This is a genomic window from Sedimentitalea nanhaiensis DSM 24252 (assembly GCF_000473225.1).
In the GTDB taxonomy this organism is placed as follows: domain Bacteria; phylum Pseudomonadota; class Alphaproteobacteria; order Rhodobacterales; family Rhodobacteraceae; genus Sedimentitalea; species Sedimentitalea nanhaiensis.
In genome coordinates, this window is sequence record NZ_KI421509.1 from 2,948,785 (window position 1) to 2,969,395 (window position 20,611).

At 63.4% G+C, this 20,611-nt stretch carries 17 protein-coding genes; 5 read left to right on the top strand and 12 right to left on the bottom strand.

Annotated features, from left to right (window positions below):
• Nucleotide 1: 1 nt before the first annotated feature.
• Together cbiB and cobD are read right to left on the bottom strand one after the other, a co-directional pair.
• Nucleotides 2–925 carry an adenosylcobinamide-phosphate synthase CbiB gene (gene cbiB / locus NANH_RS0116370; protein WP_027263007.1) on the bottom strand — a complete coding sequence of 308 codons (924 nt, stop codon included), beginning with the start codon at nucleotides 923–925 and terminating at the stop codon, nucleotides 2–4.
• Nucleotides 922–1,884: a threonine-phosphate decarboxylase CobD gene (gene cobD / locus NANH_RS0116375; RefSeq protein WP_051372488.1), complete on the bottom strand. Its 963-nt coding sequence runs from the start codon at nucleotides 1,882–1,884 to the stop codon at nucleotides 922–924. The genes cbiB and cobD overlap by 4 nt, the downstream gene beginning before the upstream one ends.
• 189 nt (nucleotides 1,885–2,073) lie before the next feature.
• Between cobD and NANH_RS0116380 the strand changes: the two genes are divergently transcribed.
• Nucleotides 2,074–2,436: a response regulator transcription factor gene (locus tag NANH_RS0116380; protein WP_027263009.1), complete on the top strand. Its 363-nt coding sequence runs from the start codon at nucleotides 2,074–2,076 to the stop codon at nucleotides 2,434–2,436.
• Here the strand turns inward: NANH_RS0116380 and NANH_RS0116385 are convergent.
• The gene (locus NANH_RS0116385; RefSeq protein ID WP_027263010.1) at nucleotides 2,418–3,407 is read right to left on the bottom strand and encodes a glutathione S-transferase family protein; all 990 of its coding nucleotides are present in this window, start codon (nucleotides 3,405–3,407) and stop codon (nucleotides 2,418–2,420) included. The genes NANH_RS0116380 and NANH_RS0116385 overlap by 19 nt on opposite strands.
• A 217-nt stretch (nucleotides 3,408–3,624) precedes the next feature.
• Here NANH_RS0116385 and NANH_RS0116390 point away from each other — a divergent pair, with 217 nt between their 5' ends.
• Complete coding sequence (locus NANH_RS0116390) at nucleotides 3,625–3,975, top strand: hypothetical protein (RefSeq protein ID WP_027263011.1); 351 nt, start codon at nucleotides 3,625–3,627, stop codon at nucleotides 3,973–3,975.
• Here the strand turns inward: NANH_RS0116390 and NANH_RS0116395 are convergent, their stop codons facing one another.
• Nucleotides 3,976–5,172 carry a MalY/PatB family protein gene (locus NANH_RS0116395; protein WP_036049962.1) on the bottom strand — a complete coding sequence of 399 codons (1,197 nt, stop codon included), beginning with the start codon at nucleotides 5,170–5,172 and terminating at the stop codon, nucleotides 3,976–3,978.
• A 94-nt stretch (nucleotides 5,173–5,266) separates the two neighbouring features.
• Between NANH_RS0116395 and def the strand changes: the two genes are divergently transcribed.
• The gene (gene def / locus NANH_RS0116400; protein WP_027263013.1) at nucleotides 5,267–5,785 is read left to right on the top strand and encodes a peptide deformylase; all 519 of its coding nucleotides are present in this window, start codon (nucleotides 5,267–5,269) and stop codon (nucleotides 5,783–5,785) included.
• 139 nt (nucleotides 5,786–5,924) lie between these two features.
• Here the strand turns inward: def and NANH_RS26490 are convergent, their stop codons facing one another.
• Entirely contained in the window at nucleotides 5,925–6,734 is an 810-nt protein-coding gene (locus NANH_RS26490; RefSeq protein ID WP_051372490.1) for a LysR family transcriptional regulator, read from the bottom strand.
• A gap of 96 nt (nucleotides 6,735–6,830) precedes the next feature.
• On the opposite strand from NANH_RS26490, the gene NANH_RS0116410 reads away from it, so the two are divergent.
• Nucleotides 6,831–7,238 (top strand): hypothetical protein, encoded by a 408-nt coding sequence (locus NANH_RS0116410; protein ID WP_051372491.1) that lies wholly within the window; start codon nucleotides 6,831–6,833, stop codon nucleotides 7,236–7,238.
• 166 nt (nucleotides 7,239–7,404) lie between these two features.
• On the opposite strand, the gene NANH_RS0116415 is transcribed toward NANH_RS0116410, so the two are convergent.
• From NANH_RS0116415 to xdhA, 7 genes are all read right to left on the bottom strand, one after another.
• The gene (locus NANH_RS0116415; protein ID WP_027263015.1) at nucleotides 7,405–8,478 is read right to left on the bottom strand and encodes a BMP family ABC transporter substrate-binding protein; all 1,074 of its coding nucleotides are present in this window, start codon (nucleotides 8,476–8,478) and stop codon (nucleotides 7,405–7,407) included.
• 32 nt (nucleotides 8,479–8,510) lie between these two features.
• Nucleotides 8,511–9,431 (bottom strand): ABC transporter permease, encoded by a 921-nt coding sequence (locus NANH_RS0116420; protein WP_027263016.1) that lies wholly within the window; start codon nucleotides 9,429–9,431, stop codon nucleotides 8,511–8,513.
• A gap of 1 nt (nucleotide 9,432) precedes the next feature.
• The gene (locus NANH_RS0116425) at nucleotides 9,433–10,512 is read right to left on the bottom strand and encodes an ABC transporter permease (RefSeq protein WP_027263017.1); all 1,080 of its coding nucleotides are present in this window, start codon (nucleotides 10,510–10,512) and stop codon (nucleotides 9,433–9,435) included.
• Nucleotides 10,513–10,584: 72 nt separating this feature from the next.
• A complete protein-coding gene (locus NANH_RS0116430; protein WP_027263018.1) occupies nucleotides 10,585–12,102 on the bottom strand; it encodes an ABC transporter ATP-binding protein in 1,518 nt (505 codons plus the stop codon).
• Nucleotides 12,099–13,034: a xanthine dehydrogenase accessory protein XdhC gene (gene xdhC / locus NANH_RS0116435; protein WP_027263019.1), complete on the bottom strand. Its 936-nt coding sequence runs from the start codon at nucleotides 13,032–13,034 to the stop codon at nucleotides 12,099–12,101. Before xdhC ends, NANH_RS0116430 begins: the two co-directional genes overlap by 4 nt.
• The gene (gene xdhB / locus NANH_RS0116440; protein WP_027263020.1) at nucleotides 13,024–15,345 is read right to left on the bottom strand and encodes a xanthine dehydrogenase molybdopterin binding subunit; all 2,322 of its coding nucleotides are present in this window, start codon (nucleotides 15,343–15,345) and stop codon (nucleotides 13,024–13,026) included. Before xdhB ends, xdhC begins: the two co-directional genes overlap by 11 nt.
• Nucleotides 15,342–16,709, bottom strand: a complete 1,368-nt coding sequence (xdhA, locus tag NANH_RS0116445; protein WP_027263021.1) for a xanthine dehydrogenase small subunit — start codon at nucleotides 16,707–16,709, stop codon at nucleotides 15,342–15,344. Before xdhA ends, xdhB begins: the two co-directional genes overlap by 4 nt.
• Before the next feature lie 341 nt (nucleotides 16,710–17,050).
• On the opposite strand from xdhA, the gene dnaE reads away from it, so the two are divergent.
• Entirely contained in the window at nucleotides 17,051–20,563 is a 3,513-nt protein-coding gene (gene dnaE / locus NANH_RS0116450) for a DNA polymerase III subunit alpha (RefSeq protein WP_027263022.1), read from the top strand.
• The last annotated feature ends 48 nt before the right edge of the window (nucleotides 20,564–20,611 follow it).

Here is a 20,611-nt window from a genome sequence, read left to right on the forward strand (position 1 = left end):
GTCAGCCTGTCAGCAAGTGGGCGGTGGCAAGGACAGCGATCCCGGTCAGCGTCAGCCGCCAGATGCGCCACAGCATGGCCACGGCGGCGTCGATCTCGGGGGCGCCGATCTGGCGCCGCGCGGTGCCGTTGACCCAGGCCAGATCCTGCATCTGCCCGTCGTAGCTGCGCGGCCCGGCCAGTGCCAGATTCAGGGCCCGGGCCATGGCGGCCTCGGGCCAGCCGGCATTGGGCGAGCGGTGGCGGCGGGCATCGCGGGCAATGTCCGCCCAGTGCGGCAGTTGCCCCGCCAGAAGCGCGATCATCGCGGCGGTCAGCCGCGCGGGGATCAGGTTCAGCACATCGTCAAGGCGCGCCGCCGCCCAGCCGAACCGGGCGTAGCGTTCATTGCGATAACCGATCATGCTGTCGGCGGTGTTGATCGCTTTGTACAGCAGCAGACCGGGCAGTCCGGCGAGCAGAAACCAGAAGGCGGGGGCAATGACCCCGTCGCTGAGGTTTTCCGACGCGCTTTCGATGGCCGAGCGGGCGATCTGGGCGTCGGTCATGCCGCTACAGTCGCGGCTGACGATCATCGCGACCGCCTGACGGGCGTCCCCGACCGACAGGCGCAGGGCATCGGCCACCGCCTGCACATGCTGCACCAACGACCGTTGGGCCAGCAGGATGGCGGCGCACAGGATCTGAACCAGCGGGCCGAGATGCGACAGGGCCTGACCCATGGCGATGGCCCCCGACCCCAGCACAAGCACCGCCGCCACGCCGGTGAGCCGCTGCATCGGACCTCGGTTCAGGGCGTGATCCAGCCTGCCCACCGCGCGCCCCATCACCACCGCGGGGTGCGGCAGGCGCGACCACAGCCAGCGCGGTTCGCCGATGGCGGCGTCCAGCAGCAGCGCCAATGCCAAGGGCAGGGCGGTGCTCACAAGGCGTCCAACAGCCGGTCCCAGCCCTGTGCGGGCGGCAGGCCCAGGCGCAGGTAGCGGTCGGAATAGGGAAAGATGCGGGTCCAGATGTGCCGCCCGGCCAATCGGTCCTGCCACGCGGCGGCATCGGGGGTATCGTAAAGGCGGAACAGATCGGTGCCGCCAACCACCTGCGCGCCGCGTGCGATCATCGCCTGATCCAGCCGGCCGGCATCGCGCGCCAGCCGCGCGCGGGTGGTGTGTGCCCAGATGTCATCGGACAATGCCGCCGCGCCCAGGCGCAGGGCCGGGCCCGAAACCGGCCATGGCCCCAGCATCGCCGCCAGTTCGCGAATCACATCGGGCGTGGCGATGGCAAAGCCCAGCCGCAGTCCGGCCAGCCCCCAGAACTTGCCAAAGCTTTTCAGCACCACGCAGCCCGGGCGGCTGGCAAGGTGGATCAGGCTGGCATCGGGGCGGGTGTCGCAAAAGCTTTCGTCGATCACGGTCAGGGCGGCATCGGCGTCATCGGCCTGCCAGAGGTGTCCGTCGGGGTTGTTGGGATGCACCAGAACGCGGGCCTGTGCCGGGCCGGTTTCGGTGACGGTCCAGCCCTGGGCGCGAAAGGCGGCGGCATGTTCGTTATAGGTGGGCATAGTGATCTGCACCCGACCGGGCGCGGCCAGATGCGGCAAGCGGGCAATCAGCGCCGATGCACCGGGCGCGGGCAGGATTGCCGCGTCGTCAGGCACCGCCCAAAACCGCCGTGCCGCCGCGCAGATGGCGTGTTGAGCGGCCTGATCGGGGAGGGCGGTCCAGTCCTGTGACGGGAACGGGACCAGCGGATACGGATCCGGGTTGATGCCGGTAGACAAATCGAGCCAGGTCTCGCGCGTTCCACCGTGCCTGCGAATTGTGGCATCCAGGCCACCTCCGTGGTCGCGATGAGGCAGGATCATGGCAAGCTCTGGTTTGGGCATAGGCGGATTCCTGAACATTTTTGGTGTCGATTCGACAGGGTTAAGCGGATTTTTGCCCGTTGCACAAGGAAGTTACCTAGCGTCAACCTGACTTAGTTTTTCGTTAAGGTTTTGTTAATAGAATGGGCAGATCAGAGCGATTAGGGAGAGGCACACTCACTATACGGCAATTCGTGCTGGGATATCATTATGAACGTGCTCATTGTTGAAAGTCGGCCCGAGCTCGGGCTTTTGTGGCGGCGGCATCTTGAACGCCAGGGTGCGGTTGTGACCCTGGTTCACACGCAGGAAGCGGCCATCCTGTCGCTTTATGCCGGGAATTTCGAGATTATTGTATTGGATCTGGTGCTGGAAGAAGGCAGCGCGTTGGCCGTGGCGGATTTTGCCAGCTATCGCCGCCCAGAGGCGCGGGTGATCTTTGTCACCAACACCAGTTTTTTCTCGGACGGGTCGATTTTTGCCCATTCGCCGAACGCCTGCGCCTATGTGCAAAGCGAAACCCCGCCGGAGGATCTGGCGGCGATGGTCGAACATTATGCGGCGGGACGCTGATCGCGGTTGTGCGGGGCCAGAAAATCGAGCTGCGGGTTGATCGGTATGATCCGGTTCGGATTGATGCTGTCGTGGCTGTAATGATAGTGGCGCACAATATGCGCCATGTTCACCGTGTCCGCGACGTCGGGCACCTGATACAACTCGCGCACATAGGCCCAGAGATTGGGATAGTCGATCAGCCGGGACCGGTTGCATTTGAAATGCAGATGATAGACCGAATCAAATCGCACCAGTGTCGTGAACAGGCGCCAGTCCGCCTCGGTCAGTTGCGTGCCCATCAGGTAGCGTTTGGCTGACAGCCGGGTCTCGAGCCAGTCCAGACTGTCAAACAGCGCCTGTACCGCCTGATCATAGGCCGATTGGCTGGTGGCGAAACCGGCCCGGTAGACGCCGTTGTTGACGGTGTCATAGACCCGCGTGTTGACCTGTTCGATCGCGTCGCGCATCGGTTCGGGCCAGTAGTCCCGGGTATTGCCGGTCAGCCGGTCAAAGGCGGCGTTGAACATGCGGATGATTTCCGAGCTTTCATTGGACACGATGGTGTTGTGGTGCGTGTCCCACAGAACCGGTACGGTGACGCGGCCGCTATAGGCCGGATCGGCACGGGTATAGAGTTGATGCAGATAGTCCAGCCCGAACAGGCCATCGCCCTGCGCACCATGCGAGTCGGTCTGGAAGGTCCAGCCGTCGCCCAGCATGTCGGGATGCACCACCGAGACGCCGATATGGTTTGCCAACCCCTTGATCCGGCGAAAGATCAGGGTGCGGTGAGCCCAGGGGCAGGCCATACTGACATAGAGATGATAGCGCCCGGAGTCGGCGGCGAACCCACCGCGACCGGATGGTCCGGGCGCGCCGTCTTCGGTGACCCAGTTGCGGAACTGTGCGGCGGAACGCTCGAATTTGCCGCCGGTGGATTTGGTATCGTACCATTGGTCGCTCCAGGTGCCGTCAATCAACAATCCCATTTCGGTTCTCCGGTTGTTTCCCCACACAAGGTAGGGCGGCACGGCGGTGCTGCACAGGTCGACAATCGCGCAACCCGCCTGCATTGCTGCACATTTGCCGGTCCTGGTGGCCTGTTTGGGGATCGGGCCGTCTGGTGACGTGGCGTGTTACAGAAGTGTGGCTTGATTTTTTTGGTCCCGCTGTCAGCATTGGCCCGTTGCCGGGGAGAAATACGCCATGTCCACCTATGTCTCCAAAGAGATTCGCGATGAATTGAACGCGGCCCGTCTGGCCGGTCTGAAAAAGGCCAGCCGTTTGCGGGTTCTGGTCGGCGAGGAGTATTATACCGTCCTGCGCCTTTGGCGTGACGGGTTCGCGGTGGAAGACGACTCGGTTCCGGCGCTGCGCGGGTTGGTTGATCTGTACGATGGCGGGCGGCATATGTACCAATGCCTGATCATCGCGTCCGAGCCCGAAGCCGGCGAGCGGCATTATGAATTCAAACGCAATACCGCCGCCGTGGACAAGGCTCCGCTGGACCACTATCGCGCGCCGGAGGCCCCGATGGGTCTGTTGCCGCGCGACTGATTACTGCAGGTCGGCAAAGGCGGTGCGCAGGCGCTCACACGCCTCTTGGACGCGGGCGCGCTGGGTTGCCAGGTTGAAGCGCATATGCATCTCGCCGCCGGTGCCGAATCCAGGCCCCGGCGAGGCGGCGATACGGGCATCGTTGCGGACCCGGGCGGTGATGTCGTCATAGCTCATCCCGGTGCCGGAAAAGTCGACCCAGGCCAGATAGGTGGCTTGCAGTGGCATCGACCACAGGCCCGGAATGTCGGCGATGGTGGCGTCAAACAGCTGCCGGTTGCCGTCGAGATATTCCATTTGCGCATCGACCCATTCCGCCCCTTCGGGGGAATAGGCCGCCGTGATCATCTGCACACCCAGTGAGCCGGGGGCATAGTCCAGCGTGTTCAGGCGGTTGGCCATGGCCGCGCGCAGGCCATCGTCGGGGATGATGATGTTGCCGGTCCGCTGCCCGGCGATGTTAAAGGTCTTGGATGGAGCGGTCAGCATGACCAGCCGATCCCGGATTTCCGGCGCGGCGACGTCCATCGGCACAAAGGTGTGGCCCCTGTAGATCAGATCGTGGTGGATTTCGTCCGAGACCAGCATCAGGTCGTTGCGCCGTGCAAACTCGGCCACCGCGCGCAGTTCATCCGCTGTCCAGATCCGGCCCGAGGGGTTCTGGGGCGAGCACCAGAACAGCATTTTTTCGCTGCCGGTCAGGCGGTTCTGCGCATCGTCCAGATCGAGCGCATAGGTGTCGCCGTCGCGCACCAGCGGGCATTCCAGCACCTTGCGACCGGACTTGTTAATCTTGTGGGCGAATTCGTGATAGACCGGCGGAAAGATCACCACGCCATCGCCGGGGGCGGTCCAGACGTCCAGGCACAGGGCAATGGCATTGCCCAGCCCCTGCGAGGTCAGGATCCAGTTGGTGTCGATGTCCCAGCCGTGCCGGTTTTTCATCCACCACTGGATAGCGTCGCGATAGGCCAGATGCTCCCAGGAATACCCAAACACCCCAAGATCCGCCGCCTGGCGCACCGCTTCGATCACGCAGGGCGCGCTGGCATAATCGGAATCGGCGGTCCACATTGCCAGACCGTCCTCGGCAGAGACGCCGAACAGCTGCTCCATCTTGTCCCACTTGCTGCTGTGGGTGCCACGGCGGTCGATGGGGTCGTCAAAACGGCTGGCAATCGTATGGGTCAGGTTCATGGCTTTCTCCTGTTGGTTGCGCGCAAGTTATTCGGAATGGCGCTGGGTGCAAGGGGCGTTGCGATACGGCGGGCAATCCCCTAAATAATCCGGCATGAAACGTTCTATTCTGATCCATCCCGATCCGCGCCTGAAAAAGGTCTGTGATCCGGTGGCCGATGTCACCGGCGAGCTGAGCATGCTGGCCAAGGATATGCTGGAAACCATGTATGACGCGCCGGGCATCGGTCTGGCGGCGCCGCAGGTCGGCGTGCTGAGCCGGTTGATCGTGCTGGATTGCATCAAGGAAGACGGTGCCGCGCCGCGCCCTCTGGTGATGTTCAACCCCGAGATTGTGGCGGCGAGCGAACAGACCAGCGTCTATGACGAAGGCTGCCTGTCGATCCCCGAGCAATATGCCGAAATTACCCGCCCCGCCGAGGTCGAGGTCGCCTGGATCGACGAGCACGGCAAGGCGCGGCAAGAGGGCTTTGACGGGCTGTGGGCCACCTGCGTGCAGCACGAGATCGACCATCTGAACGGCAAGCTGTTCATCGACTATCTGAAACCGCTGAAACGGCAGATGATCACCCGCAAGATGCAGAAACTGAAACGCGAACTAGCCCGCGCCTGAGCGCCGTTTGTCGGCCAATATATTGCGCGCGCCTCTCGGAATGGCGGCTGAAACGCTTTGCGGCACTGGACGGCGCGGGCCAGCGGGGACGCGTCGCCGCGATAACAATCCAGGTCGGCGCCGCCGGACGATGTGAACGCTAGGTCAGCGTAAGCCTCTCGGCCAATCCCTTTGCAAAGGCGGATTTGCGATGCGAAATGCCGATCCTGCGGGTCCCGGCATCCGCGTCGAGCAGAGGCAACACCGCGATATCGTCGCGCCCGTCCGCGTGCGATCGCGGGACAAACGCGATCCCCAGCCCCGCGGCGACCAGTTCCAGCAGTTGCGTATCGTTCATGGCCCGCGCCGCGGCGGACACCTGCACAGACCCGAGCTTCATGTGATCGGCGTTGGGGCAATAGGGCCGTTGAATCAGCGGGTGATCCACAAGATCGGCCAGACGCACGCCGGTTTGGGCGGCAAGCGGATGGAACCGGGCGGCGGCGACGCGAAACGGCTCGTCCGCCAGGGGAATGAACGCATGGTTGTCCGGCACGCAAATATCCGACACATAGGCGATATCACTGTCCTGCGGTTCTGCGGTAAAGCTGAAGACGAGGGCATCGGATTGCCGGCGCAGACTGTTCAGCCCCGGCGCGATTCCCCGGATCAGAATGTCGAGAGCGCAGTGAACCCGGACGATTTTCTGCGGCTCGTCGCGCAGGCGGTTCTCGAGCGTCGAGAGATGCGTGACGCTTTGTTCCGCATCGTGATACAGCCTGCGCGCAAGCGTTGTCGGCGTCAGCCCTGATTTCGACCGCTGAAACAGCGGGGCGCGCAGCTTGTCCTCCAGTTTCTGGATTGCCGCCGACACGGTCGGCTGGCTGACGCCGTTTGCGCGCGCGGCCTGGCTAAACGTCCCGGTCTCAAATGCGCTGGTGAAATAGCGCAGCGTATTCAGATCAATCATAGGCAATGACTATACAATGGATAGTTAAAATAGCAATTCACTAAGTTTCGGCGCGACCGTATCTAGGCTCCATCACAGCAAAAAGGACGACTGATCATGCAAATGCGCCCCGTCAAATCCGAGGAAACAGCCATCGGGCAAGTCCTCGCCAAATTCATCGCCGGCGACCCGTCGCTCTTTGAACTGATCTCGGAAGACGTCGATTTCCGCATCGACCATTACCGCGACGAGGCGGATACAAGCTGGCAGCAGGCCACGTCCCGTGAAGGCTTGGCGGAGGTAATCGGGCGGCTGGGCCAGGACGTGTTTCCCAAAGGGACCGAGGCGTTGGGCATCGACAGTTTCGCCCTGGGAGACGGCTGGCATCTGATCCGGTTTAACCAGAAGTTTTTCTATGGCGAGAGACAGCGGGATGTCACGAGCTTGACATATATCGTCTCGCACGAGACGGACGGCTTGCTGGATTTTTTCCGCGAGACCGTCACCACGATCGTAGAGGTCTGATCAGGCGCGTTGCGCTTCTCTATCCACGGCAGGACCGGCGAACAGATCGCGGATATCAGTGAACCAATCGCAGTTGTCCGCTGGCTCTCGCGATCCGGCCTTTAGAACGCGCTCCGCCCCCGCAGGTGTCTGCGGGGGCGGGGTTTTGTGTTCCCCGGGCGCGGGGTCAGTTCGGGATGTCGCCCTCGATGCCTTCGACATAAAAGTTCATCCCCGCCAGCGTGCCGTCATCCGCAACCTCGCCCTCGGCCAACCAGGCGCTGCCGTCCTGCTTGCGGATCGGGCCGGTGAACGGGTGATAGTCGCCCGCGGCGATCGAGTCCTTGAGCGCCAGGGCTTCGGCCTTGATCTCGGCCGGGACCGCGTCGCTGATTTCACCGATGCCGACCATGCCAGCCCCGATGCCGTCCCAGGTGTTGACGGACTCCCAGGTGCCATCCATCACCGCCTGGGTGCGCGCGATGTAATAGGGGGCCCAGTTGTCGATGATCGAGGACACGCGCGGCGAGGGCGCATATTCGCTCATGTCCGAGGCCTGCCCGAAGGTGATCACATTGCCCGCAGCCTTGGCCGCGGCCTGCGGTGCGGTGGAATCGGTGTGCTGCAGGATCACGTCCGCCCCTTGTTCGATCAGAACCTTGGCCGCGTCGGCCTCTTTGGCCGGATCGAACCAAGTGTAGGCCCAGACGATCTTGAACTGAACGTCCGGATTGACCTTTTTGGCGTGGATATAGGCGCTGTTGATGCCCCGGATCACTTCGGGGATCGGGTAAGAGCCGATATAGCCCACGATGTTTGACTTGGTCATCCTGCCGGCGATATGTCCCTGCACGGCGCGGCCTTCGTAGAAGCGGGCGGAATAGACCGAGACATTCGGGGCGGTTTTGTAACCGGTGGCATGTTCGAATTTCACGTTGGGAAATTTCTTGGCGACGTTGATCGTGGAGTCCATGTAGCCAAACGAGGTGGTAAAGATCAGGTCGGCGCCATTCAGCGCCATCTGGGTCATGACACGTTCGGAATCAGGACCTTCGGGAACGGATTCGACAAAGACGGTTTCCACCTTGTCGCCGAATTCGGCCACGACGGCCTGGCGGGCCTGGTCGTGTTCATAGGTCCAGCCGCCGTCGCCGACCGGCCCCACATAGACAAATCCGATCTTGGTCTTGTCCTGCGCCACGGCGCCGGTCGCAAGTCCCAGCACCATCGCGGCGCTGGCAAAAAGAGCAGTGAGTTTCATTCTGATTCCCCTATTTTGGTTTTTTTGGCCCCTCAGTGAGAAGCGTGGAATATTTTACCCAGCGAGGCCGGGGCGCGGCTTTTGTCCTTGGACAGGATCACCAGAACGAGGATGGTGATCAGATAGGGCGACATTGCCAGATACTCGACCGGAATGGCAACGCCTGCCGCTTGCAGATTAAGTTGCAAAACCGTAATGCCGCCAAAAAGATAGGCCCCCAACAGCACCCGCCAGGGCTTCCAGCTGGCGAACACCACCAGTGCCAGCGCGATCCAGCCGACCCCGGCGGTCATGCCCTCGGTCCACTGGGGCACCCGCACCAGGCTGATATAAGCCCCGCCCAGCCCGGCGCAGGCCCCGCCGAACAGGATCGCCAGGATGCGGATACGCACCACCTTGTACCCCAGCGCATGGGCGGCATCGTGGCTTTCGCCGACCGCTCGCAGGATCAATCCGGCGCGGCTGTATTTCAGCGCCGCCCAGACCGCCGCGATCAGCGCGATGCCCAGGTACAGGATCAGGTCGTGACCGAACAGGATCGGCCCCACCACCGGCAAATCGCCCAGTAGCGGGATATCCAGACGCGGTGTCGGGGGAGGTTTGATCCCGACATAGCGTTGGCCCAGCAGCGCGCTGAGACCCAGCCCGAACAAGGTCAGCGCCAGCCCCGAGGCGACCTGATTGGCCAGCGCCACCTGTGTCAGCAGCACGAACAGCAGCGACAGGGCCGCCCCGCCGATGGCCGCCCCGCCAAAGCCCAGCCAGGGCGATCCGGTTTCCACCGCGATGGCAAAACCGCAGATCGCGCCGGTGATCATCATGCCTTCGACGCCCAGGTTCAGAACGCCGGCCTTTTCCACCACCAACTCGCCAATGGCCGCCAACAGGATCGGAGTCGCCGCCACCATCAGCGAGGCAATCAGCAGGACCGGATTGATTGAACTCAGATCCATTTTACGCGACCTCTCTCTTGCGCAGCCGAATGCGGAAATGGGTCAGCAGGTCCAGCGCCAGCAGGAAAAACAGCAGCATGCCCTGAAACACCTGAATCGCCGCAGCGGGCAGGCCCAGTTGCGATTGCGCGATTTCTCCGCCGATATAGGTCAGGGCCATCAGCCCGCCGGCCAGCAGAATGCCCAGTGGATGCAGACGGCCCAGAAAAGCGACTATGATTGCGGTAAAGCCGTATCCGATGTTGAAATCGATGCTGACCTGACCGGCCGGACCGGCCACCTCGAACAACCCTGCCAACCCGGCCAGCGCCCCCGAAATACCCAGGCAGAACAGGATCAGCCGCGCCGGGTTGACCCCTGCGAATCGCGCCGCGCGCGGGGCTTCGCCGGTCAGGCGGATATGAAAGCCCAGCATGTGCCGGTTCAGCAGGACATAGGCAAAGATCACCGCAATCAACGCCGCCGCAACGCCCCAGTGCAGCCCGGCATTCTGGTTGATCCAGCTTGTCGCTGCCGCGTAATCATTCAGGTTGCGGCTGCCGGGAAAGCCGTGGCCTTCCGGGTTGCGCATCAGCCCCAGCGACATCGAGGCCAGCAATTGCTCGGCCACATAGACCAGCATCAGCGACACAAGGATCTCGTTGGTGCCGAACCGCACTTTCAGAATGGCGGGGATCATCGCCCAGGCCCAACCGCCCAGGGCACCGCCGATCACCATCAATGGAAACACGTACCAGGCATCCAGCGGATAGAACGCAAGCCCCACGCCCGCCCCCGCCAGCGCGCCCATGATATACTGCCCTTCGGCACCGATATTCCAGACCCCGGCCTTGAACCCCAGGCTCAGCCCGATGGCAATCAGCACCAATGGCGCGCCTTTCACCAACAGCTGCGGGCGATAATAGAACGCGAACTCGCCGAACAGCGGATCCCAGAATATCGTTCGGATCGCTTCGACCGGGTTCTTGCCCAGCACGGCAAACAACAGGCCGCCAAACACCATCGTCGCCAGAACCGCCACCAGCGGCGTCGCCAGCGCCCAGTTGCGCGACGGCTGCGGCCGTCTCTCCAGAACGATCATTGCCACACCCCCAGGCTTCCTCTTGCCGAAAATATCCTCGCCGAAGGCACGAAAACTCTTGGGTGCTCCGATTCAGACATGCGCCACCTCCATACCGTGTGCGCCACCCATCATCAGTCCGATCTCGTCGATGGTCAGATCCCTGGTGTCGCGCGGGGTGCTCAGACGGCCCTCGTTCAGCGCCGCAAAGCGGTCGCTGATCTCCATCAACTCATCCAGATCCTGACTGATACAGACCACCGCCGCGCCATTTGCAGCCAGATCCAGGATCGCCTGTCGGATCGCGGCGGCGGCGCTGGCATCCACACCCCAGGTGGGCTGGTTCACCACCAGCACCTCGGGGCGTTGCAGCACCTCGCGTCCGATCACGAACTTTTGCAGATTGCCGCCCGACAGCGACCGCGCCGCATTGTCGGGACCCGGCGTGCGCACGTCGAAATCGTGGATGATCCTTTCGGCAAAACCCTGCGCCTCGCGCCATTTCAGGAACCCGTGGCGTTCCAGGCTCTCGCGCACCGAACCGGTCAGCATCGCGTTCTCGGTCAGGCTCATATCCGGGGCGGCCGCATGGCCCAGCCGCTCCTCGGGCGCGGTCAACAGGCCCAGCCGCCGCCGCGCCGTCGGCCCCAGATTGCCCACAGGCTGCCCGTTCAGGCGCACCGCATCCGCCGCAGTCTGGATCTCGCCGGACAGCACCGCCAGCAGTTCGTCCTGGCCGTTGCCAGCCACGCCGCCGATGCCCAGAACCTCGCCCTGGCGCACCGTAATGTGCAGGTTCTTCAGGGCGGTTCCGAACTCGCCGGGTGACGCCACCGACAACCCGCTGATGTCCAGCGCCACGTCGCCCAGGTCGCGCCCGGAGCGTTCCGGGGTCTGCAACGTGGTGCCGACCATCAGTTCCGCCATATCGCGTGCGCTGGTGTCGGCGGGCACGCATTCGCCCACGTTCTCGCCCAGACGCAGCACCGTGGCGTGGTCGCACAGGGCGCGGATCTCTTCCAGCTTGTGGCTGATATACAGGATCGCGGTGCCTTCGGATTTCAGCTTGCGCAGGGTTTCAAACAGGATGTCCACCTCTTGCGGGGTCAGAACGCTGGTGGGTTCATCCATGATCAAGAGCTTGGGATCCTGCAACAGGCAACGGATAATCTCGACCCGCTGACGTTCGCCCGCCGACAGATCCCCAACCGTGCGGAACGGGTCCAGCGGCAGGCCATAGGTTTCGCTGACCTCGCGGATGCGCTTGGCCAGATCACGCATGGCGGGCGGGGTTTCCATACCCAAGGCGATATTTTCGGCCACATTGAGCGCGTCAAACAGCGAGAAATGCTGAAACACCATGGCGATCCCGTCAGCGCGCGCCGCGCGCGGCTCGCTCGGGGCATAGGGCGAGCCGTTGAGCAGCATCACGCCGCTGTCCGGTTTCACCAATCCATAGATCATTTTGACCAGAGTGGATTTTCCCGCGCCGTTCTCGCCCAGCAGGGCATGGACCTGCCCGGTGCCGATATCAAAGGACACGTTGTTGTTGGCCACGACGCCGGGATAGGCCTTGGTCAGGCCCTGCAGGCTCAGAAGAGGAACGGTCACGCGCTCAGATCCTTTGTTGTGCAGCTACTGTCCGCGGGGTGCAGCAGCATGGCCGCCACGCCCACCGCGATGCTCTGCGGATGTTTGCCCAGGGCCGGATCTCCGATCGGACAGGTGATCGCGGCGATGCGGTCGGGCGTATGTCCCAGCGCCGTCAGGCGCGACCGGAACCGCGCCCATTTGGTTTTCGACCCGATCAGCCCGGCAAAGGCGAACCCGTGCGCCAGCAACCGATGACATAGGTCCAGATCCAGCGCATGGGAATAGGTCACGATCAGGTGCGCGGCGTCGGCCGGCGCATGACGCACCAGATCGGCCGGGTTCGCGACCGGCACCACGGTCACGCCGTCGGGCACGATTTCGGGGAACCGGTCGGGTGCGGTGTCGACCCAGGTCAGCGCGATCTCGGGCAAGGGGCTCAAAACCTGCACCAGGGACCGGCCCACATGGCCCGCACCCCAGATCCACACCCCCCGGTCGGGCCGATGCACCGGTTCGATCATCCAGCCCTCGGTCAGTTGGGGCTGTACGGGCACGCCCTGGCCGCGCGCTTGCGCGAGGATCCGTTTGACCGCCATGGGCATCGCCGTATCGACCCTGACCGGACGCGCGATCACGTCGCCGTCCAGGGTTGTCACCGATTCGGCATCGAAAACCTCGCTCAGCAGGGTCACCGCCCCGCCGCAGCACTGGCCCAGGTCCGGCCCCAGCGCATGCTGGCTCAGCACCGGTCCCGTCAGGCCGCGTGCCGCCCGCGCCGCCTGGTGTTCCAGTGTGCCGCCGCCGATGGTGCCCGATTGCCCGTCCCGCCAGACCAGCATCGCCGCCCCCACCTCGCGCGGCGAGGAGCCGCGGATCGCGGCAATCACAACACGCACCACGCGGCCATGTTCGGCGACCGCGGCACGCAGCTTTGCCAGATCAAACCCCATGACGGACCCTCTGGATCGCGGTCCAGACCTGTTCGGCGGTCGCCGGGGCATCCAGCGCCGGATAGCTGTCTCCACAGCTGGCGACCGCATCGCTGAGCGCCAGAAAGGCCGAGATGCCCAACATGAACGGCGGCTCGCCCACCGCCTTGGACCGATAAATCGTTTCTTCGCGATTGTCGCAGTCCCACAACGTCACGTTGAACACGTCGGGGCGGTCCGAACAGGCAGGGATCTTATAGGTGCTGGGGGCGTGGGTCGTCAGCCGACCCGCCTCGTCCCAGACCAGTTCCTCGGTTGACAGCCAGCCCGCGCCCTGCACATACCCGCCCTCGATCTGCCCGATGTCGATGGCCGGGTTCAGTGATGCACCGGCGTCATGCAGGATATCCGCACGCAGGATGCGGTTCTCGCCGGTCAGTGTGTCCACTGCCACCTCGGTCACCGCACAGCCCTGCGCAAAATAGAAAAATGGTCGCCCCTGTCCCAGAATTCGATCCCATTCGACCTTGGGAGTCTTGTAGAATCCCGTGGCGCTGAGGCTGACGCGCCCGGCATAGGCCAGCCCGACGGCTTCGGCAAAGGAATAGGACGCGTCCTCTACATGCACCTGCCCATCGACGAACCGCACCGCGCCTGCGTCTGCCTGATGCCGTTGGGCCAGGAACTCGGCCAGTCGCGCGCGGATCGTGTCGCAGGCGGCCTTGACCGCCATCCCGTTCAGATCGCTGCCCGACGATGCGGCGGTGGCCGAGGTATTGGGGACCTTGGCGGTATCGGTGGCGGTGATCTTGATGCTCTGCAACGGTATGGCGAACCGGCTGGCGGCCACCTGCGCCACCTTTTGAAACAGCCCCTGACCCATTTCGGTGCCGCCATGGTTCAGATGCACCGATCCGTCCTGATAGACATGCACCAGCGCCCCGGCCTGATTGAGGTGGGTCAGGGTAAATGAAATCCCGAATTTCACCGGCGAAAAGGCGAGCCCCTTCTTGATCACCGCGTGGCTGGCGTTCCACTGCGCCACTGCCGCGCGGCGGGCCGCATAATCGCAACTGGCCAGCAGGGCCTCGGTCATGCCGAGCAGTTCGAAATCCTTGACCACCATGCCATAGGGCGTGGTGTTTGTTGTCATGTTGCCGGTCCGGTTGGCGGGGGCAGATCGCCCATCCGCCCCGGTGTAATAATTGCGCTGCCGCACCAGAACCGGATCCAGCCCCAGGTCGTGGGCGATATGGTCCATCACCCGCTCGATCCCGAGCACCCCCTGCGGGCCGCCAAAGCCGCGAAAGGCGGTGGCGCTTTGGGTGTTGGTCTTCAACCGATGGCTTTCGATCCGCGCATTGGGCAACCGATAGGCATTGTCCGCATGCAGCATGGCGCGGTCGGCAACCGGCAGCGTCAGATCCTGTGCCCAGCCGCCACGGGTAAATTGCACGAAGTCGACGCCCGAAATTCGCCCTTCGCCGTCGAACCCGGCGCGATAGGCGATGCGGAAATCGTGCCGCTTGCCGGTGATGATCATGTCGTCATCGCGGTCATAGCGCATCTTGCAGGGCCGTCCCGTCAACCGGGCGGCCACCGCGCAGGCCACCGCCAGCGCATTGCCCTGGCTCTCTTTGCCGCCAAAGCCACCGCCCATGCGCCGGGTTTCGACCCGCACGCCGTGCATTGGAACGCCGATGGCCTCGGCCACCTTGTGCTGGATCTCGGTCGGGTGCTGGGTGCTGGAATGCACCAGCATGTCGCCGCCTTCCTGCGGCAGGGCCAGGGCCGCCTGACCTTCGAGATAGAAATGTTCCTGCCCGCCGATTTCCAGCGTGCCTTTGATCACATGGTCCGCCGCCGCTATGGCCGCCGCCGCGTCGCCTTTCTGATAGATGCGCGGGCCGTCCTCGAACCGGCTCCCGGCGGCCAGCGCCGCCTCGATGGTCAGGATCGGTGTGTCTTCTGAATAGTCCAGCCGACCCAATCGCGCCGCCTTGCGTGCCGCCAGATGGCTGGTTGCCACCACGGCAAAGATCGCCTGGCCCACATGATGGACGGTGCCGTCCGGCAGCAGGGGTTCATCATGGGCCGAGGGCGATACGTCATTGGCAAAGGGCAAATCGTCCGCCGTCAACACCGCCACGACACCGGGGGCGGCCCGCACCGCCGCGAGATCCATCGCGATAATGCGACCCCGTGCAATCGTGCTCTGGCCAAAGGCCAGATGCAGCGTGCCTGCGGGCGTCGGGATATCGTCGACATAGCGCGCGGCACCGGTGACATGCAGCTGCGCGGCGTCGTGGGGCAGGGGGGTGGCGACACTCATGGTGCGATCTCCAGCACCGACACCGGTTCGCCCCGATCCTCGGCCAGATAGCGCGCCAGCATCGCCCGTGCGGTTTCCAGCCGATAGCGCGCCGAGGCGCGCATATCGCTCATCGGGGCGAAATCGGCGTCAAAGCGGGTCTGGGCGGTTGCGACGGTCTCGGCGGTCCAGGCCTGGCCGGTCAACGCGTCCTCGACCGCGTGGGCGCGTTTGGGCACCCCGGCCATGCCGCCAAAGGCGATGCGCGCGGCGCGCACCATGCCATCCTGCACGGTGATGTTGAAACAGCCGCAAACCGCCGAGATATCCTGATCGAAGCGTTTGGACAGCTTGTAGCATTTCAGCCGGTCGGGCTGGCGTGGAAAGCTGACTGCCACGACAAATTCACCCGGCGCGCGGTCCTGTTTGCCATAATCGACAAAGAAAGCTTCGAGCGGCAGGGACCGCCGGTCATCGCCCCGCCGCAGATGCAGGGTTGCCCCCAGTGCGATCAGCGCCGGGGGGTTATCCCCGATAGGCGAGCCATTGGCGATATTGCCGCCGACGGTTGCCGCATTGCGCACCTGCACACTGGCATAGCGACGGATCATTTCGCCATAGCTGGGGTGCAGATCGGCCAGCGCAGCCCCCATCGCGTTCATGTCGACCATCGCGCCGAACCGGATCTCGTCCGTGCCGATGTCGATGATTTTCAGGTCCGCGCAGCGGTCCAGAAAGATCACCGGGGTCAGTTCGCGCAGCTGCTTGGTCACCCAAAGGCCGACATCGGTCGCCCCGGCCACCAGAACCGCGTCCGGCTGTGCCGCAAAGGCCAGCGCCAGATCGTCCGCGCTTTGCGGGCTGTGGGCGGCACCTGGCACCTGTGGCAAATCCAGGCGGTCGCGTGCCACCCACTCCGGCACCGGCGCATCCGTCACCGCCTGGGCGGCGCGGATGATCGGCGCATAGCCGGTACAGCGGCACAGGTTTCCGGCCAGTTGGGTGTCGTGATCGGTGGCGCCATTGGCATGGGCAGTCACCATCGACATCACGAAACCCGGTGTGCAGAACCCGCATTGGCTGCCGTGATGGGCGATCATCGCCTGTTGCACCGGGTGCAGCGCCCCGCCTGGCCCGGCAACGCCCTCGACGGTGCGCACGGCCTTACCCTGCAACTGGGGCAGAAACAGGATGCAGGCGTTCAGCGCCCTGGCCCCGTCCCGATCCGTCACCATCACCGTGCAGGCCCCGCAATCGCCTTCGTTGCAGCCTTCTTTGGTTCCGGTAAGGCGCCGTTCTTCGCGCAGCCAGTCCAGCAGCGTTTGCGTCGGCGAAACGCCTGACAAGGCCACGGTCTCTCCGTTCAGAAGAAACGTGATATCCATTGCGAAACCCGTCGCTGTACCCTGTTGTGGTCCATGCTGCGCTCTCTCGATGCGACGTAGAAAAAGCGGCAGGCCGATTGTTGTATCCACGTTAGAAAGCCGGGGTGCATTCTGGCAAGGGAAACCTGTGTACCAAGCCGGGATTCCGGTGCTTCGGGTCCGCCTGCAGCGCCGGGTGCGGGGAAATTAGTCAGGTTGAATCATCGGCTTGGAATGCCCACCGGCTGCAGCCCACAGGAAAGAGCTTCAAAACGATCCGAACAATCCAGGTCCGTCAGTATCTGGGCTACAAAGCCAAAAGGCGCTTTTCCTTGGTGTGGCCGCTGGGATAGCGTGGCGGCATGAGCAGCAATCCCCGATTCATTCACCTGCGTGTCCACACCGAATATTCCTTGCTGGAAGGGGCGGTGCGGCTCAAGAAGCTGGCCGCGCTTTGTGCTGGTAACGATATGCCGGCGGTGGCGGTGACCGACACCAACAACATGTTCGCGGCGTTGGAGTTTTCGGTCGCGGCCAGCGGGGCCGGCATTCAGCCGATCCTGGGGTGTCAGGTCGATCTGACCTATGTCGAGCCCCGGCCCGGCGAAAAACCCAGGCCTCCCGCGCCGCTGGTTCTGCTGGCGCAATCCGAGGCCGGTTATGAAAACCTGATGAAGCTGAATTCATGCCTGTATATTGGCAAGGATGGTCAGTTGCCGCAGGTCTCGCTGGACGAACTGACGGCCCATGCCGAGGGGTTGATCTGTCTGAGCGGGGGGCCGGACGGTCCGGTGGGGATGCTGCTGCAGGCCGGGCAGCGCCCGGCGGCCGAGGCGCTGATGAACAGTCTGGCCGCCGCCTTTCCCGACCGGCTGTATGTCGAACTGCAGCGCCATCCCGGCGAGAGCGGCGCGCCCGAGCCCGAGCGGCGCACCGAACGCGGCCATGTGGAAATGGCCTATGCAATGGATCTGCCGCTGGTGGCGACCAATGACGTCTATTTCCCCGCCACCGAGATGTACGAGGCCCACGATGCGCTGATCTGCATCGCCGATGGTGCCTATGTCGATCAGCAGGAACCGCGGCGGCGATTGACCCCGCAGCATTATTTCAAGAGCCAGCAGGAAATGGCGACGCTGTTCGCCGATCTGCCCGAAGCCATCGAGAATACGGTCGAGATTGCGCGCCGCTGTGCATTCATGGCCTATCGCCGCGCACCGATCCTGCCGAAATTTGCCGATGACGAGGTGGTGGAACTGCGCCGCCAGGCCGAGCAGGGGCTGAAGGACCGCCTGGCGGTCATTCCCCACGCCACCTCGGTCGAAGACTACGAAAAGCGGCTGGAATTCGAGCTGGGCATTATCGAAGGCATGGGCTTTCCCGGCTATTTCCTGATCGTGGCCGATTTCATCAAATGGGCCAAGGACCATGACATTCCGGTGGGTCCCGGGCGGGGGTCGGGGGCCGGGTCACTGGTGGCCTATGCGCTGACCATCACCGATCTGGACCCGATGCGATACAGCCTGCTGTTCGAGCGGTTCCTGAACCCGGAACGGGTGTCGATGCCCGATTTCGATATCGATTTCTGCATGGATCGCCGCGAAGAGGTGATCCGCTATGTCCAGAAAAAATACGGCCGCGACAAGGTCGGTCAGATCATCACCTTTGGTGCGTTGCTGTCCAAGGCAGCGGTGCGTGACATCGGGCGCGTGTTGCAGATGCCCTATGGCCAGGTCGACCGCCTGTCCAAGATGATCCCGGTAGAAGGCGTGAAACCGGTCAGCATCGAAAAGGCGCTGGCGGATGAGCCGCGCCTGCGCGAAGAGGCCAAGGCCGAAGAGGTGGTTGCGCGGTTGCTGGACTATGGCCAACAGGTCGAAGGGTTGCTGAGAAATGCCTCGACCCATGCCGCCGGCGTAGTGATCGGCGACCGGCCGCTGGACGCGCTGGTGCCGCTGTATCAGGATCCGCGTTCGGATATGCCGGCGACCCAGTTCAATATGAAATGGGTGGAACAGGCCGGACTGGTCAAATTCGACTTTCTGGGCCTGAAGACCCTGACCGTGATCCAGAACGCGGTCGATCAGATCAAGGCCAGCGGCCGGCATTTGCACATTACGGCGGATGGCACCGAACTGTTCGAGCCACCCGAAGGGCTGATCGACGATATCGGCACCATCCCGCTGGATGACGAAGCGTCCTACAAACTGTATGCGGCGGCAAAAACCGTTGCGGTGTTTCAGGTGGAATCCAGCGGCATGATGGATGCGCTCAAGCGCATGAAGCCGACCTGTATCGAAGATATCGTGGCGCTGGTGGCGCTGTATCGTCCCGGCCCGATGGAGAATATCCCGACCTATTGCGAGGTCAAGAACGGGGTCAAAGAGCGCGAATCGGTGCATCCGCTGATCGATCACATCCTTGAGGAAACCCAGGGCATCATCGTCTATCAGGAACAGGTGATGCAGATCGCGCAGGTCATGGCCGGCTATTCGCTGGGCGGGGCCGACCTGTTGCGCCGCGCCATGGGCAAGAAGATTGCCGAGGAAATGGCCAAGGAACGCCCCAAGTTCGAAAAAGGGGCGATGGAAAACGGGGTCGACAAGAAGAAGGCCTCCGAGGTTTTCGACCTGCTGGAGAAATTCGCCAATTACGGGTTCAACAAATCCCACGCGGCGGCCTATGCGGTGGTCAGCTATCAGACCGCCTGGCTCAAGGCCAATCACCCGGTTGAATTCATGGCCGGGGTGATGAACTGCGACATCCACCTGACCGACAAGCTGGCGATCTATTTCGAAGAGGTGCGCAAGGGGCTGAACCTGCCCTGGGTGCCGCCCTGCGTGAACCGCAGCGATGCGACGTTCAAGGTGGCGGATGGCGCGCTGGTCTATGCACTGGGGGCGCTCAAGAATGTCGGGGTCGAGGCCATGCGGCTGGTGACCGAGGGGCGCAAGATCGACGGCGTCGACAAACCTTTTGCCACCCTGTTCGATCTGGCCCGCCGGGTCGATCTGAAGCGGGTCGGCAAGCGTCCGATCGAGATGTTGGCACGCTCGGGTGCGTTCGATCAGCTGGATCCGAACCGGCGGCGGGTGTTTGACAGCCTGGATGCGCTGGTGGCCTATTCCGCCGCGGTGCACGATCAGAAAAATTCAAACCAGGTGTCGCTGTTTGGCGAGGCGGGCGACGATCTGCCCGAACCGCGCCTGTCACCCGCCAATGACTGGCTGCCCGCGGAACGGTTGGCCGAAGAGTTCAAGGCGGTCGGTTTCTATCTGTCCGGCCATCCGCTGGATGATTATTCCGCGTTTTTGAAACGCAAAGGCGTGATGACCCTGGACGAGGTGCAGGAAAAGGCCCGGAGCGGCCCGCATGTGGCGAAGCTGGCGGGTGTTGTCGCCGGCCGGCAGGAACGCAAATCGGCGCGCGGCAACCGTTTTGCCTTTGCCCAGATGTCGGATTCGACCGGGGCCTACGAGGTCACGCTGTTTTCGGAAACGCTGGAGAAATCGCGCGAGCATCTTGAAGCCGGATCCAAGGTGGTGGTGACGGTCGAGGCGACGCTGGAAAGCGACCAGCTCAAGCTGCTGGGCCGTTCGGTGGCTGCAATCGACGTTGCCATTGCCGATGTCGGGGCCACCGGGTTGCGGGTGTTTATCGAAGAGGCGAGCACGGTCGACACGGTGGCGTCGGTGCTGGAAGATGCCGAAACTGCGGCGCGCAATGCCGCGCGCGGACCGGTTCAGTTCTGCCTGATGGACCCGGCCCTGCCCGGTGAGGTCGAAATGGATCTGGGGCGCGACTATGCGATTAACCCACAGATCAAGGGCGCGATCAAAAGCCTGGTGGGCGTTCTGACAGTCGAAGACCTGTAGCGCACCCGCAACTGAAGGACCTCGGAAATCCGCGCCTGCTGCGGGGAT